General features: G+C 50.4%; 19 protein-coding genes. 1 reads left to right on the top strand and 18 read right to left on the bottom strand.

Annotation, left to right across the window (positions count from 1 at the left end; all coding sequences use genetic code 11):
- Positions 1-168: 168 nt before the first annotated feature.
- From MKZ15_RS09135 to MKZ15_RS09070, 14 genes are all read right to left on the bottom strand, one after another.
- A complete protein-coding gene (locus MKZ15_RS09135; RefSeq protein ID WP_339821358.1) occupies positions 169-711 on the bottom strand; it encodes a histidine phosphatase family protein in 543 nt (180 codons plus the stop codon).
- A 63-nt stretch (positions 712-774) separates the two neighbouring features.
- Entirely contained in the window at positions 775-1,479 is a 705-nt protein-coding gene (locus MKZ15_RS09130; RefSeq protein WP_339821356.1) for a hypothetical protein, read from the bottom strand.
- Between the two features lie 80 nt (positions 1,480-1,559).
- Complete coding sequence (locus MKZ15_RS09125; RefSeq protein WP_155605155.1) at positions 1,560-2,066, bottom strand: GNAT family N-acetyltransferase; 507 nt, start codon at positions 2,064-2,066, stop codon at positions 1,560-1,562.
- 138 nt (positions 2,067-2,204) lie between these two features.
- Positions 2,205-2,543, bottom strand: a complete 339-nt coding sequence (locus MKZ15_RS09120) for a hypothetical protein (protein ID WP_339821354.1) — start codon at positions 2,541-2,543, stop codon at positions 2,205-2,207.
- A complete protein-coding gene (locus tag MKZ15_RS09115; protein WP_339821352.1) occupies positions 2,540-3,031 on the bottom strand; it encodes a GNAT family N-acetyltransferase in 492 nt (163 codons plus the stop codon). Before MKZ15_RS09115 ends, MKZ15_RS09120 begins: the two co-directional genes overlap by 4 nt.
- 37 nt (positions 3,032-3,068) lie before the next feature.
- A complete protein-coding gene (locus MKZ15_RS09110; RefSeq protein WP_339822373.1) occupies positions 3,069-3,965 on the bottom strand; it encodes a PhzF family phenazine biosynthesis protein in 897 nt (298 codons plus the stop codon).
- A 143-nt stretch (positions 3,966-4,108) separates the two neighbouring features.
- Positions 4,109-4,360, bottom strand: coding sequence for a helix-turn-helix domain-containing protein (locus tag MKZ15_RS09105; protein ID WP_155605151.1), 252 nt, complete (start codon positions 4,358-4,360; stop codon positions 4,109-4,111).
- A gap of 15 nt (positions 4,361-4,375) precedes the next feature.
- Entirely contained in the window at positions 4,376-5,383 is a 1,008-nt protein-coding gene (locus MKZ15_RS09100; RefSeq protein WP_339821350.1) for a GPP34 family phosphoprotein, read from the bottom strand.
- 172 nt (positions 5,384-5,555) lie between these two features.
- Positions 5,556-7,922: an RNA polymerase recycling motor HelD gene (gene helD, locus MKZ15_RS09095; RefSeq protein ID WP_339821348.1), complete on the bottom strand. Its 2,367-nt coding sequence runs from the start codon at positions 7,920-7,922 to the stop codon at positions 5,556-5,558.
- 214 nt (positions 7,923-8,136) lie between these two features.
- On the bottom strand, positions 8,137-9,015 hold the full coding sequence (locus tag MKZ15_RS09090) for an NmrA family NAD(P)-binding protein (RefSeq protein ID WP_339821346.1): 879 nt from the start codon (positions 9,013-9,015) through the stop codon (positions 8,137-8,139).
- Between the two features lie 131 nt (positions 9,016-9,146).
- Positions 9,147-9,731, bottom strand: a complete 585-nt coding sequence (locus MKZ15_RS09085) for a TetR family transcriptional regulator (protein WP_339821344.1) — start codon at positions 9,729-9,731, stop codon at positions 9,147-9,149.
- Positions 9,732-9,845: 114 nt separating this feature from the next.
- Positions 9,846-10,331: a nitroreductase gene (locus MKZ15_RS09080; RefSeq protein ID WP_339822370.1), complete on the bottom strand. Its 486-nt coding sequence runs from the start codon at positions 10,329-10,331 to the stop codon at positions 9,846-9,848.
- 194 nt (positions 10,332-10,525) lie between these two features.
- Positions 10,526-10,696, bottom strand: coding sequence for a hypothetical protein (locus MKZ15_RS09075; RefSeq protein WP_339821342.1), 171 nt, complete (start codon positions 10,694-10,696; stop codon positions 10,526-10,528).
- Between the two features lie 101 nt (positions 10,697-10,797).
- Complete coding sequence (locus MKZ15_RS09070; RefSeq protein ID WP_339821340.1) at positions 10,798-11,556, bottom strand: SDR family oxidoreductase; 759 nt, start codon at positions 11,554-11,556, stop codon at positions 10,798-10,800.
- Positions 11,557-11,730: 174 nt separating this feature from the next.
- On the opposite strand from MKZ15_RS09070, the gene MKZ15_RS09065 reads away from it, so the two are divergent.
- Positions 11,731-12,339, top strand: coding sequence for a TetR/AcrR family transcriptional regulator (locus MKZ15_RS09065; protein WP_339821338.1), 609 nt, complete (start codon positions 11,731-11,733; stop codon positions 12,337-12,339).
- Between the two features lie 76 nt (positions 12,340-12,415).
- Here the strand turns inward: MKZ15_RS09065 and MKZ15_RS09060 are convergent, their stop codons facing one another.
- The 4 genes from MKZ15_RS09060 to MKZ15_RS09045 all read right to left on the bottom strand — a co-directional run bounded on the left by MKZ15_RS09060 (position 12,416) and on the right by MKZ15_RS09045 (position 16,421).
- Positions 12,416-13,072, bottom strand: a complete 657-nt coding sequence (locus MKZ15_RS09060; RefSeq protein ID WP_339821336.1) for a PspA/IM30 family protein — start codon at positions 13,070-13,072, stop codon at positions 12,416-12,418.
- A 1-nt stretch (position 13,073) separates the two neighbouring features.
- Entirely contained in the window at positions 13,074-13,586 is a 513-nt protein-coding gene (locus MKZ15_RS09055; protein ID WP_339821334.1) for a hypothetical protein, read from the bottom strand.
- 134 nt (positions 13,587-13,720) lie between these two features.
- Positions 13,721-14,755, bottom strand: a complete 1,035-nt coding sequence (locus MKZ15_RS09050) for a glycoside hydrolase family 88 protein (protein ID WP_193415071.1) — start codon at positions 14,753-14,755, stop codon at positions 13,721-13,723.
- A 25-nt stretch (positions 14,756-14,780) separates the two neighbouring features.
- A complete protein-coding gene (locus MKZ15_RS09045; RefSeq protein ID WP_155605142.1) occupies positions 14,781-16,421 on the bottom strand; it encodes an extracellular solute-binding protein in 1,641 nt (546 codons plus the stop codon).
- Positions 16,422-16,444 lie beyond the last annotated feature (23 nt).

The raw sequence follows: 16,444 nt of genomic DNA, 5'->3' as shown, positions 1-16,444 counted from the left end.
AAATTTCATATCTAAATTGGCGCTGGCAACGAAAAATCCGAATTGTATTCGGTTTTTCATATAGATTTAGGCCAAAACACTTGAAAGTGTGCATATCTATATGAATTTTCATATACATTGCGATAAAACCGACGAAAACGCTAAAATGTATTCGATTTATCGACCAAACTACTTCCAAAGACGCTTTACATCCATTACCTTATCCCCGGTAAACCCCAGCTCATAAACATCCGGATTCGTAAGCCGACTCCATGCCTCAAACCCAAATGAATCATCAAAGTGTTTCAAGATAAGAGCCATTAGATTTCCGTGCGTCACCACAGCGATATTCCTTTCTGGCCGTTGGATGAGGTCTTGGATGGCAGCAACTCCCCGGGTCATCGCCTCACGTGAGGATTCACCACCCGGTAACTTCAAATCGAGATCATCAAACGACTTCCTCAGTTTATCCATCCAATCTGGCATCCCCTCTGACGACAGGACTCTCTCACGAAGACGATGATCCATATGTATAGGTAAACCTAAACGTTGGGATAACGGTTGGACTGTTGAGACCGCTCTTTGATAGGGGCTGCTCACCATCCAGTCTATGAATCTATCATGTAAAAAATCCGCCAGTTGCCCCGCCTGAACTTCTCCTTCCTGCGTTAACTTCGCCGAGGCTTCTTGACCATTAGCCTTACAATGTCTGATTAGATATATCCGCTTCAAAGATATCCCCCCTTACTTAGGATTGGATTGGTAAGGATAACATTTCTCCTGTTTCATTTCATTCTACAATGAGAGAATCTCTTTATTGCAGTATGCTTTCCAGTGTAAATATAGTTGATCCATGGTCGTATCCAGGATTGTCTCCAAGGCTAGAGGTTCTCTAATGATTTCATTTAACGATTCAAGTCCATATTCATCGACAATGAACTGGATCATTAAGCCGCTATAGAAATAAGCTGAACTTCCGTAATCATCAAAGAAGGTGGGACTATTTAGCTGTTCTAGTGTTGGAATCTCGCGAAAATGATGTTTCTGATTCAGTGCGTCCTCAAGCTGCAATGCAGCGTAAAATGCCGTGCCTTCATCCAGCCACTTCACACTTCCAACCGCCGGATGGATTTGTTGGATTATGGCATGAATAAACTCATGAACTAATTGATCCGTATATTCGGAATGTAAAGAAGGAACAAATCGTATTTGCGGCGGGGTAAATACCTTAATAATGTTATCTTTGGCATCGTATGTACCTTCGGTTTGACGACCTATGATATTGTAAAATTGCTCGCGATCCGTATACACATGAACCCTCGTTTTCTTAGATGGACTAAATTGGAACATGGTCGTTAATCGCTCATAATTGGATTCGTAATTTAGGGCAAGCTCTTGAATAACTTGTTGAACATCATCATCTTGACTCGGTGAGTAGAATTCCCCATGGATAGTTTCTTGGATTAGGTAGAGTTCATCTTCATCTCCTTGCTTAGTCAAGGAACAAGATCCTAAGAGTAGCATCGTGACCATACTCCATATCGTAAATTTATGCCTCAAAAATCTTCCTCGCTCTCTTGTCAAATATTAGGTATGCGATACACTTTATCGTATAGAAGCGACTTACATGCCAGGAACTCCTGCTCTGTGAGTGGCTTGGGGTAGCTCATGATTTTCAGTGGTAGATCTTGTCCCCCGACCCTCAACGGCGGCTGAACATAGGGATACTCATTAAGGTGGAATCCCAGTCTCTCGTAAAACCGGATTCGACGACATGAGATGATATCTTCCGGCAGTTCCACCTCGAGAACAGTCAATTTGTCCGACTCGCCCAAATAATGACTCATCAACCGATCCCCGATTCCGCCTCCTCTCATAGCTGCATCTACTGCAAAATGCTCAATAAAACGGAATATCGGAAATTCCCAAACCGCCAAAAAGGCGATAATCCGTCCCTTCTCATCCGACTCGGTGATCAGCCGATATTCAGGATGCCGCAACAGCTCTTTTTGCCCAAATTGGGTTCGGTATTCGATCTCGGGAAAGGATGCCGACATGATTTCATACACACGCTCAAAAACATTCATTCCGCTAACACTTCCTCATTCCTCAAATTACGCTTAACTAGCTAATCATACGCTTGTTTCCCAATCCTCTTTTAGCAGCCCATAGACCACCTTATTCGTCTATTCTTCTCCGCATAGAAGAACCTCCCACGAATCCACTTACAAAACATCGAGAGAATTTACGATCCCTTTGGTGATCTGGGGATACACCACAGTCAAGATGACCGATGCAATGAACATAATAAGCAGGGTTTTAGGATATTTCCCCCTCAACCAACGAACCGTCTGGTACAAGCAAAATAATAATAGAGGAATTGCAATCAAGGATGTAATATGCCAGCCTAACTGCCCCTCCCTCGTCCAACTACCAATCCCTATGAACTCCAGGAAGCTGTCCAATAAGGAATAGCCGTAAACGTGGTTTGTCGCTAAGATCAATAATAGGAAATAGCCCATCAACCATAGCCAACCTTTGTTCACCCGAAGACCTTGTTTCAAACTCCAACACCTCCGCTACTCAACACGACCGAGGTCTCGATTTGCCTTGCAGGCACATTCCAATAGGTACGAAGTAATTGATTTTTCTCTTCGGGCGACACCAAATGAAAGCCATTCTTGACATAGAAGCGGATGGCCCAATCCGCCGATGCCCACGTTCCGATCAAGATCGGTTTATTGGTCAAAGCCATGAGATGCGTGAGAAGCTTCGAGCCAATTCCGCTCTTCCGTTGCAGAGTTCGAACATAAGCATGACGAATTAAAGAAACCTCCCTTTTATCCTGAATCCCCATAACTCCAAGCAATTGGTTATCTTCTTCATATCCCCAAAATACGACGCCTTGGTTGATTTCATCTAATAATTCATCCCACGTCATATACGGTTCATGATACCTGTCCTCAGGGATGATCCCCTTATAAGCTTGCGCCGCATCGTTAATGATCAGATAAATGTCCTCCCTATCTTGATCCGTACATAATCTAAGCATGGGACTTCCCTCCTTGGTTTTTACGCTTACCTATCTTTTATTCGTATTCGATCTTCATTTCCTTTACGAATACCGCGGTTCCTCTAATGGATATCTCCAAATCCTGATCTTGTTCTCCTCTTGTGGCTTGCACGAACACTCTTCCATTTCTCCCGATTTCCATCCCTTGCTCTACTAGAAATTCAACCTTCCTCACTACTTGATTCATATAGGTTAAATAATACGCTCCCATAACACCTGAGGCCGTTCCGGTAACCGGATCCTCTAGGGTTCCTGAATACGGAGACGAGAAATGTCGTGCATGCATAAATGCACCCGGGTCGTGCGTTTCCATACAAAAAGGATGGATAGAAGCTCTTGGGTTTTCTTTCAAGATGTCAGGAAATATGCGATTCTTGGGGGCCATTTTCATAAATGAGGATAACCTTCGAATGGGGACTAACAAGGTCCAGGTTCCTGTACTTCCATAGACGATGGGGAGGGAGATGTCGATTTCGCTGCCAGTCAAACCCAGGGATCCCGCTAACTGATCAACGTCTCCGTGATATGAGATGAATTGTGGGCGATCTTGCCTCATTTCAATCTCCAGCGTAGGATCCGCCGTCTTCAAAGAAACCGGCAAAACACCGGCACGGGTTTCAATCGTAAGGGAGGTTTTATTCTGCAAAACCCCTTTTTCCTTCAAACAATGGATCGAGGCAATGGTGGCATGGCCGCATAAATTGATCTCGTGCCCGGGAGTAAAATACCTCAATCGCAGATCGGCTACGCTGGACCTGAGCACAAATACGGTCTCGTTAAATCCCACGACGCCAGCGATCTGCTGCATGTCCGCATCACTTAAGGAATCCGCATGGAGAACGACGCCGGCCGGATTTCCGTAGTTCGGTTTGGTTGAAAACGCATCGTAATGATAAACGGTAATCCTATTCATCCTCGAACCCACTTTCATGTTTAGGTTGTACCCTTCCATAATTATACTTCTGATCATTAGGGGGCGGAAGCTACGATTCTGTTATAAAAAAAAGCCCCCGCTTACGCGGAGGCCTTCTATGCACACCTAATTCAATTATTCCATCATAGCTTCGCCTTGATCTCCGGGACCGACATCCCCTCGGAGCGCAGTTGCTTGATCCGCGAGATTCTTTCCACCGTTTCTTCCCGTCGGTACCGGCGCGTCAGATTCTCTTCAGCCTGCTCGAACGGCAGCATGCCTTCCTCCGTGTAGAACTTCAAGGTGCTGTAGCGGGTCGCCGTCAGCCGCGCCAGTTCGCCGATCGTCACGAACTCCGAGGCCAGAATGGCTTCCATGGTACGTTGTCTGGACATAGGGGCAGGACTCCTTTAGATCGGGCGTTTCGGAAGCAGCCGTACCCCTTGGATCGGGATGCGCACCGTGACAAAATGAGGAACCGCTTCATAAACTTGATTGTCGATTTTGATCGTGGGGATCTCCCCGTCCTTCAACACGGTAAATACATGGCCTTGGGCCTCAAGCCGCTCTTTGACGGCCTCCAGACGTTGCTTGGAGTTAGAGAACCAAGCCTCCGTCTCAATAAAAACCGCCTGCGTGCGATCCAGCAAGGGAAACAGGAAGAGCATACCGGTGCCGACCGAAGTGCGCACGAACGTTTTTTTCATCCGTAAAACATGCTTGATCGCGAATTCCCATCCCCGATAGATTTCAATAGTAAAGATCGTATGAGCCAATGGATTGCTGGAGTCCAGCCCGATCATGCGAGCCGCCACAAGGTCCAGTTCATTTCGTGAAAAGAGGTCCGGCAAACAGCCGCTTTCCCGCAGCAACCACAAGAGACAAACCGTATCGTCGCTGACCGGTCCATCCTCCAGAATCTCCGCCCGGAATCCCTCCGTTATCCGCGTATATTCATCGATGGGGCAGCGGTATTCTTTGATCGATACGCCGGCCGATTCGTAATACATATCGCACCCGAGTAAATTCGGGATCTCCTCCAAGCCCCCGAGATCCGACAGCGTCTTCGCCATAGCGAGCTCAAAACGGGCCAACTTCCTTTTGGACAACGAAGAAGCATGCTTCAACCACCAGGACAAGTCATGTTGACGGCCGCGAGCTTTCGAACTAACCCCGTTCAGAATCAGCTCTCGGTATGCCGATACCTTGCTTGATGCATTCTCCCCCGTCCTCGTTACAGGCTGGATCTTGCCATTTGTTCCAGTTAACCCGCCGTCCAGATAGACCTCCAGAACAACGGCAGCCGCCATCGCGCGAAGCGATATCTTCTTGACGGTCGTTATCATGTTACTTCGCTGCGCATTCAGCGCGATCATCGAAAAACGCTGGGCCAAGGTAAACTCCGTTATCTCTGCCATCGCCAAACTCCCCCATCGGTCTGGAATCGAGTGACCTTCTTCTTCGTCAAAAACCACTTACTACTTACTGCTTACTACTTACTACTTACCACTTACTATTTACACCATATTCCTTTTGGGATGTTTTGTCAATTGAGATTCCGCACTTGCTCGAAATCGGGATCTAGCCCCCTTACTCCTCGACCAGCACCAGCCCTTTGGAGATTGCCGGCTCCATAAACGGACTCGCCGTCCCAACGCTAAACAGCTGTAAATGATGCATCGCGCGCGTGCAGGCCGTGTAGAACAACCGTCGCAAGCTCTCTTCTCCATAAGACCGCACCGAGGCATCGTAAATGATCACCGCATCAAACTCGATACCTTTGGCCAAATAAGCCGGAATGACCACCACGCCCTGCTTGTATTCAATTGAATCGCGGGTCACCAGCTTAAGCTCGCGGATTCGTTCTCCCCCCAAAGCGGCATAAGCGGCTGCGCTTTCTGCCGCCGACCGACATACGATGGCGATCGTATCCGCCCCACGCGCTTTCAATTCGGCGACCCTGCGTTCAAGGCAGCGGTGCAGCTCCGAAAGATCGGCCACCTGCGTTAACTTTGGCTTCTCCCCTTTACGCTCGAACGGTTCGATATTTTCGCCGCCAGGGATCAGACTCCGCGTAAACTCAACGATCGGTCGGGTCGACCGATAACTGCGGCGTAGTAAAATCGTTTCGGTAGCCTCTGGCCCATAAAGGCGAGTCAGCCCCTGGAAATCCGCCGTACCGGCAGCGTGAGCGAAGATCGCCTGATGGAAGTCGCCTAGTACCGTCAGTTTCGCTGCGGGAAACAGTCTTTTGATAAACTCGAACTGAAGCGGAGAGTAATCCTGCGCCTCATCGATCAAAACATGACGGATAGACACGTTCGCCTGGAACCCCAGAATCAGCTCGTTCAGCAGCAGAAATGGCGTTGCATCCTCATAGTACAACTTGCCATCCTTCAGGTTCTGAATCGTGATGCGGCAAATATCCGGCCAAGCTTCCCGTAATTCTGGCGCCTCTACTTCCAACCAGGAGCCGGTACCGAGGGTTGGCGTCTCAAAGAGCTGTTTATAGATACCGGCAAGATCGATAAACCGCAGCTCGCGGATCTGTTCCCGCACCGGCTTCAGCTTCCTGCGCACGACCATTCGTGCTAGCTCTCTCGCCAAGCGTTCGCCCTCGATCTCCTCGTCCGAATCTTCGTTTAGGCCATGCTTTTTGCGAATCTGTTCATAAGCCCGTTCATATTGCTCGTTGCTCAGTAACTCAATTGCCTCCTGCACCCACGGCTTGCGGCGTTCCAGCTTCTCGATTTCGCCAATCCGCTCCTTCAACCATGTCGTCAGGCGATCGATTCGCCCGGACAAACGTAAGTGTTCGTCTCCACCGTAAAATTGCTCCGCCATTTCTTCAGCCGTAATCAACGTGCCCCCGCGAAACTGCAAAGGCAGGAACCGCATGCCGCCTTGCTCCAAGGAAGAACGATAAGCTTGGATCGCCTCCAAAAATGGCACAGACGCCTTTAATCGAATCGCGGCCATACGCGCCGGATAATCCGGATTATCGTTCGCCGTCAGTGCATATTCCAACTGCGCGTAGGCATCCTCGATCTCGAAAAGACCGCTAAGTCGATGATCGAGGTATTCCTGGAACGTCACCTGTTGCATGTTCTCCTCTCCAAGCTCGGGGAGCACGCCTGATACATAAGTCTGAAACATCACATTAGGCGAAAATAAGATGATCTGATCCGCCGTCATCCGTTCGCGGTATTTGTACAGCAAATAGGCGATCCGCTGTAAAGCAGCCGATGTCTTTCCGCTGCCGGCAGCGCCTTGGACGATGAGCAGCCGGGCGCGGTCGTGCCGAATGATCCGGTTCTGCTCCTGCTGGATCGTCGCCACAATGCTGCGCATCTGCGAATTGGCCGTTTGACCAAGCACCTCCTGCAGCACCTCGTCCCCGATCGTCAGTGAAGTATCGAACATCGATTCGATCTGCCCCCGGCGAATCAGATATTGCCATTTCCGCTTCAACTCCCCATGAATCGTCCCGCTTGGCGTGGAGTACTCGGCAGGCCCCGGGGCGTAATCGTAGTAGACGCTGGAGATTGGAGCCCGCCAATCGTAAATCAGGAACCTCTCCCCGCTGGGATCCATCAAGGACGAGACACCGATATAGACCCGCTCCATCCCCGGCTCGCCTTCTTCGGCGAAATCGATTCGCCCGAAGTAAGGATTCTCCTGCATCCGTAACAGCGCGGCCCGGCGTTTAGCAGCTTGGCGATGGCTGCTTTGGCTTAACGACAACACTTCGGCCTGCTGCCGCAGGCTGATGACCGTTTCCAGAAAGTCGTCGAAGTTATCCAGATTGACCGTAACATCTTCCCAGAAATGCTTGCGGAACTCGACGACTTCATTTCTTCGCCGCGAGGTGTCCTCCTCCAGTTCGCCGACGCTCTCCGCGAGGACCTCCATCACACGGTCCAACCGTTCCTGTTCCCGCTTCAGCTCCTGATCCATAATCAGCACTCCTTTTCATAAAAATGGGGGTTGACGCGAATTGATTTTTTGTGTACAATAAAATTAGGAAAGCTATACTCATAATGGTTACCTTCGACACATGCTATATAAATATAGCATGTTTTTTCGCGTTAATCAATCACCCCACATCATAAAAACCCCGCCAACTCCGCAATCTGCGGATAAGTTGGCGGGGCTTTCATTTTAGTAACCATTAAGCATTGCGTTGTTTAATCCATTGCTCCAACGTGTCTTCCAACGTCATATTCGCAGTAATGTGCTCAGTGCCTTCACGCTCGAAATCAATCCATCCCGTATTGAAACCGTCCAGCATAGCCATCCGGCCATGCACACGATCGGCAGGGCCACCTTGGTGGACGAAAACTTCTGCCCATTCGTCACGCGGCAGCGCAATAGCTTGAACCTCACGATTCAGTAATCCCCCCCAAATTTCAGCAATGTCATTCGGAGAATAAGGCTCCGGTCCTTGCAGCTCCAAGTAACGGAGCCCTTCCCAGCTCTGCCGCAGCGTTTTCGCAGCAATTTGCCCAATATCCACCGTGGCAATCATCGGGATTTTGCGATCAAGTGGCTGAAGGAATCCAACAACCTGCCCTTTATCTCTAGCGGACTCGACATCCCAGATGGAGTTGTCCTGGAACCAAGCGGCCCGAAGGAAAGCCGAAGGCATCGGCAAGCCGGACAACTCCTGCTCCAGAATATGCAGCGATTCGATAATGCCGAGCCCGTTCGAGCGATGTGCTCCGACGGACGACAACGCTACGAATTTCGGTACCCTGGCGCCAATAAGCGCTTGGGCGACCGCGGCAACCGTTTCCCTTGTTTCCGGAAACCCCTCTGATGGATAGAAAACAGCCGGGTTCATCACAAATACGCCCTCCGCGTCAGTAAAGGCAGCTTGTAAAGCCTCCGCATCGCGATAATCGGCGAACACCGGCTCAGCACCGTTCTCTCTCCAGATCTCCGCTTTCTCTTTGCTTCGAACAACCACCCTAACCTGCTCGCCTTGCTCTAGCAACGCCTTCGCAGTGGCTCCTCCTACTTGTCCCGTTGCTCCCATGATCACGTACATGATTATCGCCTCCTCTATTGGATGTGTATATCCTATCACAGAGGATTACAACTTACAATATACAAATTTATTTTCTTGTAACTTGAAACAAAAGAAAAACTCCTTTGATCTGACCCAAAGGAGTTTCATTATTACCTCGTAAACAAACCGTTGGAGATCAGATGCCAGACGGCATCGAACCTTTGATCCCCATCGGGCAATTCCCATTCTGCGGAGTGAGCGACATGGTGAAAGGGAGTCGTGGCCATGAACACGGCCATCGCGGTCGTCCTTGCTTCTTGCTTAGCAATGGCCCCTTCCTTTATGCCATCCTTGATCATCGTAGCCAACTGATCCAGTAAATGATTGCGATGTACTTGAATAGCTTCAGGCGCTTCTGTTACGAGTGACGAGTACATTTCGAACAATTCAGGGTCCTGGCTGGCGCGGCTCCGTTTAAATTTACGGAGTGTATCTAACCAACGATACAACTTATCGGCGGCAGGTGCCGCCTCCTCGACGACGGCCTGCAAGGGAGGGAGGGAACGCTCTAACCAACGCTCAACAACCGCCTCCTTCAAAGCCGCTTTATTATCATACAACCGGTATAACGCCGCGTGAGTCACGCCAAGCGCCCGAGCGATATCGGACATATTCGTTTTGGCCGGGCCGAACTTACGCAGGATCGCCTCGGTCGTATCGAGAATCCGTTCTTTGGACAAGACTTCTTCTGCCAATAGAAGCACCTCTTACTATGAAATGGCTAGGATAATACCTTCATTATAACCGAAAGGATCCCTGTTTGACGATAAGAGTGCTTCATCCTCTAAGCGCGAGGCGCGAGAAAATGCTTAAGGCAAAACCTTGGTTTTGGCCGAAATCGGCATTCTCGGCTTCGCAATCGGTACCTCTGCCGGATACCCAATGCCGAATACCCCTATTACCTCGTACCCCTCCGCCACGCCGAGAAGCTCGCGGTTATGAGGCAAGCCGCCGATCGACGACCAGAATGTGCCGACGCCGGCCTCGTGGGCAGCCAACTGGAAATTTTGCGCGAAACAAGCGGCCGCCATGACATTCTCATCCCGCTCGATCCCCGTGGCTCCGGGTTTGGATACCAACGCGATAACGACAGGGGCACCCCAGAAATCGCTCTTATGCTTCAGCTTTGCCCGCGTTTCCGGTCCGATGCGAAGCAACTCCCACGGTTCGTTGCAACGATGATTCGGTGCGAAGCTTGCTGCTTCCAGCCAGCCCATCAGCGCTTCTTCATCGATCGGATCAGGTTTGAAAGCCTTGATATTTCTCCGGCTTTTGATTAATTCAATTATGTTCATGCTCATCTGTAGCTACCTCCCTTAACTCAAACGAATGGATAAATTCTTGAATGATTTCGTCAACCGACCTCAAGTGTCGTTTACCAATGTATAGAATAGGTATTTCAAAGTCAAGTTTATCCATCCCGGTGCAAAAAAAAGACAGCCCCTCATAGAGAGATCTGCCTTTTTCAAATAGGCCAAACAGTCAGGTACTAATACAACCGCTCTTCGCCGGTAACCGGGTTCTGGAATGCCGATTGGATATCGCTTTTCGTCAACTCCTCGGCAAACTCTGTATCCTGAGTCGGTTTTAATTTGGCCGTTTGTTTCGCTTTCGGGGCTTTCTCCCGTTGATTGTCCATTTGTTTCGAATCCTTCTCCATCGCCTAGAGCACTCTCCTTTACTTGCGTAAAAATAGGGTATGCCTAGACGTTAGAGTGCGGCTCGGTTCCGCTTTTTATGCAGAACTGCCAGTCGTTAGGATTAATAAGCTGTCCAGCCGGCGTCCGCGGTAATCGTGGTGCCGTTGATAAAGCTTGAATCGTCGGAGGCCAAGAACAACGCTACTTTCGCGATATCCTCAGGTTTTCCAAGGCCTGGGTTGATGCCCATCCCCACTTGAGCCCGTTCCATGCCAAACGGATTGACCGCCGTGAGCGTCGCACCGATATTCGTTTCCACCGCCCCCGGGGCAATTGCATTGCAGCGAATCCCGAGCGTGGCGTACTGGAAGCCAACGTTCTTCGTCAATCCAACAACCGCGTGTTTAGAGGCGGTATAAGCCGCTCCTGCCCGGGAGCCGAACAAACCGCCGGCTGAAGCGATGTTCACGATAACCCCTGCTTTTTTCTCTGTAAAAATCGGAAGTGTCTTGCGAATCGTCCGCATCGGACCTGTCGTATTCACGGCGAAGACCTTGTCCCACAAGGCATCCGTGATATCGGCGGCAGGAACGAAGTTATCCATAATGCCCGCGTTGTTAACCAGGATGTCCACCGTACCAAAGCGGCTCACGGCACTGTCGATCAAACGCTGTACGTCTTCTTCTGAGGCAACGTTGGCCGCGATCGCGATTGCTACTCCGCCTTTTCTCTCAATTCCCTCCACCACTTTGCTGGCATGCTCCAGGTTGAGGTCAGAAACAACCACTTGGGCGCCTTCAGCCGCAAACAACTCGGCGATCGCTTTCCCCATCCCCGAAGCTGCCCCGGTGACAACCGCTACTTTCCCATTTAACTTCATATCATTTATCCCTCCGCTTTTATGATAAAATGTACATATGTTGATTAATAATCATCTGTAATTCAAGTATAAAAATCACAGTAAACGCTTGCAATCAGCAAATTACGCTGCTTTGTTGATTAATGGACAAGCTTGACCTTTTTGTTTACGAAACTTAGGAAAGAGGGTGTAACGATGCCCCGGACCACGTCAAAAATGGACCCGAGAATCCTGCGAAGCAAATCAGCGCTGCGCACCGCCTTGCTTCAGTTGATGGCGCAGCAACCGTTTCACGCGATCACGATTACGGATATCGTTAGGCAAGCCGGTTATAACCGCGGGACGTTCTATGCGAATTATGGGACAAAAGAGGAATTATTAAACGATATGATCGAAGATAAAATCCAGGATCTGCTTCTTGCCTTCCGGGCGCCATATGAGAAGATCGATGTATTTTATCCGCATGAGCTCCATGCGCATTCCGTGATGATATTCGATCACGTTGCCCGGAACGCCGATTTTTATACCGTGCTAACCCACAGCGAGGTTCTTCCGGCACTCCGCGAGAAAATCCTGGTGTCTCTAAAGCAAATCATCATGGAGGACCTGCGATGCGAAAGCTGCGAGACTCAAGTGATCGACACGGAACTGATGGTCATCTATTCGCTGCATGCGTTGCTCGGGTTGATTTTTCATTGGATCGAAAGTGGATTTGTCCACTCCCCATTGTACATGCAGGAGCAACTGGTACGGATTATTCACCAGCAATCCGGCGTAAAACTGGAGGTTAAGAGCAAGCATTAAACAAGAGCCTGCCGGATTGTCGGCAGGCTCTCTTGCGCTATCGTGGCTGATGACTGATGACTAAAACAGCAACCTCTTATGAGCTTAGCTTGGCCGCTTTCAGTTTGGCCAATTCGGCCTGCACTTCATCCTGTTCCGACCAATCGGCCAAGCGAAGCCCGTCTTGATCCACCGATCGTACAGCCGATACCTCAGCCTCTAACCGCATTACTTTTTGCTCCATGCGATCAAATCCGCGAATAATTTTCCCGGTGTCTCCTGCCGTTATACTTGCGTTCGTTGCCCGCAGCGTAGTCATGGCATTTTTGCGTGCAAGGAGGAACGTTAGCTTGTTACTGAGGTCCTTATGCAGCTCTACCAATCGGCCAATTTCGCCCTGCAGGGCTGCCGTTTGTTTCCGAATGACCTCGCGTTGCTCCAGGTACGTCTGCTGCAGCTTCTCCTGATGCAGCTTTTCCTGAATCGCCAGCTTCGCAATGTCATCCTGATCGCGATCGACCGCCAATCCGGCTTGACGGGTGCGTTTCTCAATCACTTGTCCGGTTTGGGCAACCAGCAGATCATAATGCTGCTCGGCAGCAAGCTGGTTTCTTAAAGCTAGGCGGGCATGATCGATCTGATCCTCTAGCTGCCGGATATAATATTTAGCCATGCTGACCGGATCCTCCATACGATCCAGCAGATGGTGCGTATCCGCCGCCGCCATGTCTTTCATTCTTCCGAAAATCCCCATATTATTCTTCCTCCTTATATTGATTGCGTTCCCATTCATCCAGGAATCGGCCTCGGTGATGACCGATATCGATCGGATACGGAATCACGATAGACTCTTGCGGAATTGCATTCTGTTGATGGTTTGTCCATTTTCGGTACAAGAAGTAACCCAAGATGACAACGATCAAACCCCACAATGGGGTTAGCAAGCTCATTGCGCTAATGACGGCGAACCCAGCACCCGCCCATTTCAGCATCCCGCTTGCTTTAACAAACAACGCGGTACCGCCGATCCATGCAGCCAATTGTAACAGACTCAGCCATAACGGCTTGGCGCTCGCCTCCGTCCGGCTGTCCGATTGCATCATCATCGGCATCCCATGTTGTTCGTAGCGAAAGGAATCCTGCCACGCTTGATGGTGACCCATGTGGGCACTGGCCGTCGTCACGCCGAACAGTTGGGTGCAAATGATGGCCGTAAAAAGGACAACCGCCATAACGGCTATCCCAGCCGTGATGGAAGATCGTTTCACGACACTCACCTCCTTCCTCGGATGTCTTTGTCTTGATGAGATGAGCTTAACGCGCGAACCTTTAATGAAACTTAACAAAAAGCATAAGCACAAAAAAAAGCGAAACCACCACGTGGTTTCGCTTGAGCCCCTCTTTAAGCCTGTTCCCCGTTTTCGATCACGGCGGCCAGCAAAGCGAGAGTTAATCCCTGCCCCCAACCCTGCGCCCATTTTCGATCGATGTGAAGATAACCTTCGATATCCTTCATCACGGCGGTCCCGCCGGATACGTTCAGAACCCGCCCGTTATCGGCGATGTTCGCCAAAACCCCGTCCAACGCCCTCTGTACATATTTGGCGTGCAGCGGATTGCCTTGGGTGATCATCGCCGCCGCGATCCCCGCCGTAGCGGACACTTCGCCGTAAGCGTTCGGGTAATCGAGCACGGTGCCCCACAAGCCGTCTTCATGCTGCAGCTTCTTCATCGCGGCTAACTGGTCGCGCAAGGAGCTCCAAAGATGCATCATCGGCGGATACAAATAGGCCTCCGGCAATCCCTTGGCCGCGCGGGCCATCGTATAAGCCGCCCAGGCGTTGGCACGCCCCCAGTAAATGCCGGACATATGATCTTGGTTGAGGTGATTGTACCCGTGATACCATAGGCCCGTGTCTTCGCTCTGCAAATAGTTGATATGCCAGTAGAACTGATGGAGCGCATCGTCGATCCAAGGCTTCTCGCCTAGCATCACCCCGGTGCGGAGCATGAAATACGCCGCCATAAACAACGTATCCGCCCAGCATTGCTCAGGGAAATCATTCCCCGCCGACACCGTATGCTGCAGAACCCGGTCCCCGAACCGCGGGGCCTGGTTCTGCAGATAATCGATTTTGCTCAGGATCAGGTCGAGATATTTCTGCTCCTTCGTTTGTTCATACAGCGTGAGCAACATATGTCCCATCGCGCAAGCATTTACCGTCCAGACCGGGAGCCCAGCCTCGATGTACTCCTCGCACCATTGAACCATCCGCTCCACATAGGCCGGTTCCCCGGTCGCTTCAAACGCCCGGCTGATCCCGTAATAAGCCACGCCGCATGGCCAATCCCAGGTCAGATCCATCCCGAAAGTATACTCCGCAACGCGTTCGATAATCGGCTTCAGTTCGGAAGGGGCCGTGTTTAGCTTCAACATCTCTCCATCCTCCTCGCCCTTTACTCTATTTGTAGTTCCCGGCATCGATTGCTTCTTGCTTCTCGTCGAGAACTTCCTGATACCCCGCATCTAGATACGTTTTCTTGGCCGCTTCGTACGTAGCATCGAACTCGCTCTCCGACGCAATCGCGATCTTGACATACAACTCCTGGAACAGCGAATTCAGATCGGCCTTATATTCATTCACTTTCTCGAGCACCACACTGTACAGGGCATCCGGCGTACGGAATTCCGCATACTTGTCGTAGAAAGCCAAGGAGTCTTTAGCCAAATTCTCATATCCCGGTGGCGACATGCTGCGCAAATAGGCTTCCCGCATTTTCTTCGGATCATCGTATTTCACGGTTTCGACAACGAGGCACCAGTAGTCCTTGTTGTTGTTCTGAGAGAGGACGGAATCTCCTTTAAAATCCGCGTTTTTCACGGCGATGCCATCGGCATCCAGCGTATAGTTCTCGCCCTCAACCCCGTTTTGCAGGAAGAACAGATTCTCCGGCTGGCTCATCCATTCCAGGTACATCCACACGGCGGCGCGTTCCATCTCGCTAGACTCATAATTGATGCCCATGATCATTCCAAAGGGCCAGTAAGCGCGTCCCTGCGGCTTCCGCCCCTCCGGCACGCCGGCTTGAGCATCCAGCACAGCAAATTCCGCATCCGGATTGTTCTTCAGCGTCGAGGTGATCACGTCGGTATTGCTGGAGAGATAGAAGCTAAAGGTCCCGGTTTTGCCTGCCACAAATTCTGCCTTGGCCTTGTTCTCATCATCGCGCAGATAGAATTCCTTATCGATCAAGCCGTTGTTATATTGATAGTTCAGGTTACGCAGGTAACGCTCCGTATCAGCGGTAGTCAGATCCGCCACGCCCAGGTCGGAATACAACGCGCGGTATTTCTCGTCGATCGGCCAGTCGCGGAACGCGTAATTAAACGTGTAGTTGTTCTTTTTTAACGTTTCGCCGCCGGCACCCAGGCTCGCTTCCTTCCACTTGGCTAGCAGCTCGTTATATTTCTCCAGGGAGGTGAGATCCTCCATCTTCATGCCCACCTTCTCTACCCAATCCTTGCGGATCAGCGTCGTGAAGCTGTCCAGGCTTGGACGCTCGCCGAAGAAAAACACGTTTTTCTTGTCGACCGCCCCATACTGTTTTATGGTGTCCCCCATCGTTTTCCAATAGGTCGGTGCGTAATGGGCAATTTCGTCCAAATCCAGCTCCTGCATCACGCCTTCCCCATAGTAGGCCAAAGCCTGAGGCATATCATAATGGTAAATAATATCCGGTGCCTTATGCGATGCCAACAGTTGCTCATAATCCGTTACCTCATTGCTGCGGGTGATCGGGATGAACTTCACGGTGACGTTATGCTTGTCGCCAAATTCCTGCTGAATCCAGCGCGTATAGTAGTTATCGGTGACATTCCAGCCCTCGAAAGCCCTTTCATAAACAGGAAGCTCAAGCGTGACCTTCTCAGGAAAACCAGCCGAATAATCGGCGTACTTACCGTCCGCGCTCTGATTCGCGGAAGGGCTCGACTCGTCCGAGCCCTTGTTCGAATTGGCGTTCTTGCCGCTTCCGCCCGTACAACCTGACAATAAACCTACAATAATCATCGAAACCAGGATCCAGGTAAACTTTTTGCCCATTTCTCGATTCCCCCTAATCGATA

The sequence above is a fragment of the Paenibacillus sp. FSL R7-0216 genome (assembly GCF_037969915.1).
Classification (GTDB): domain Bacteria; phylum Bacillota; class Bacilli; order Paenibacillales; family Paenibacillaceae; genus Fontibacillus; species Fontibacillus rhizolycopersici.
The sequence above is the reverse complement of the archived record's forward strand: the minus strand, read 5'-3'. Positions and strand labels throughout refer to the sequence as shown.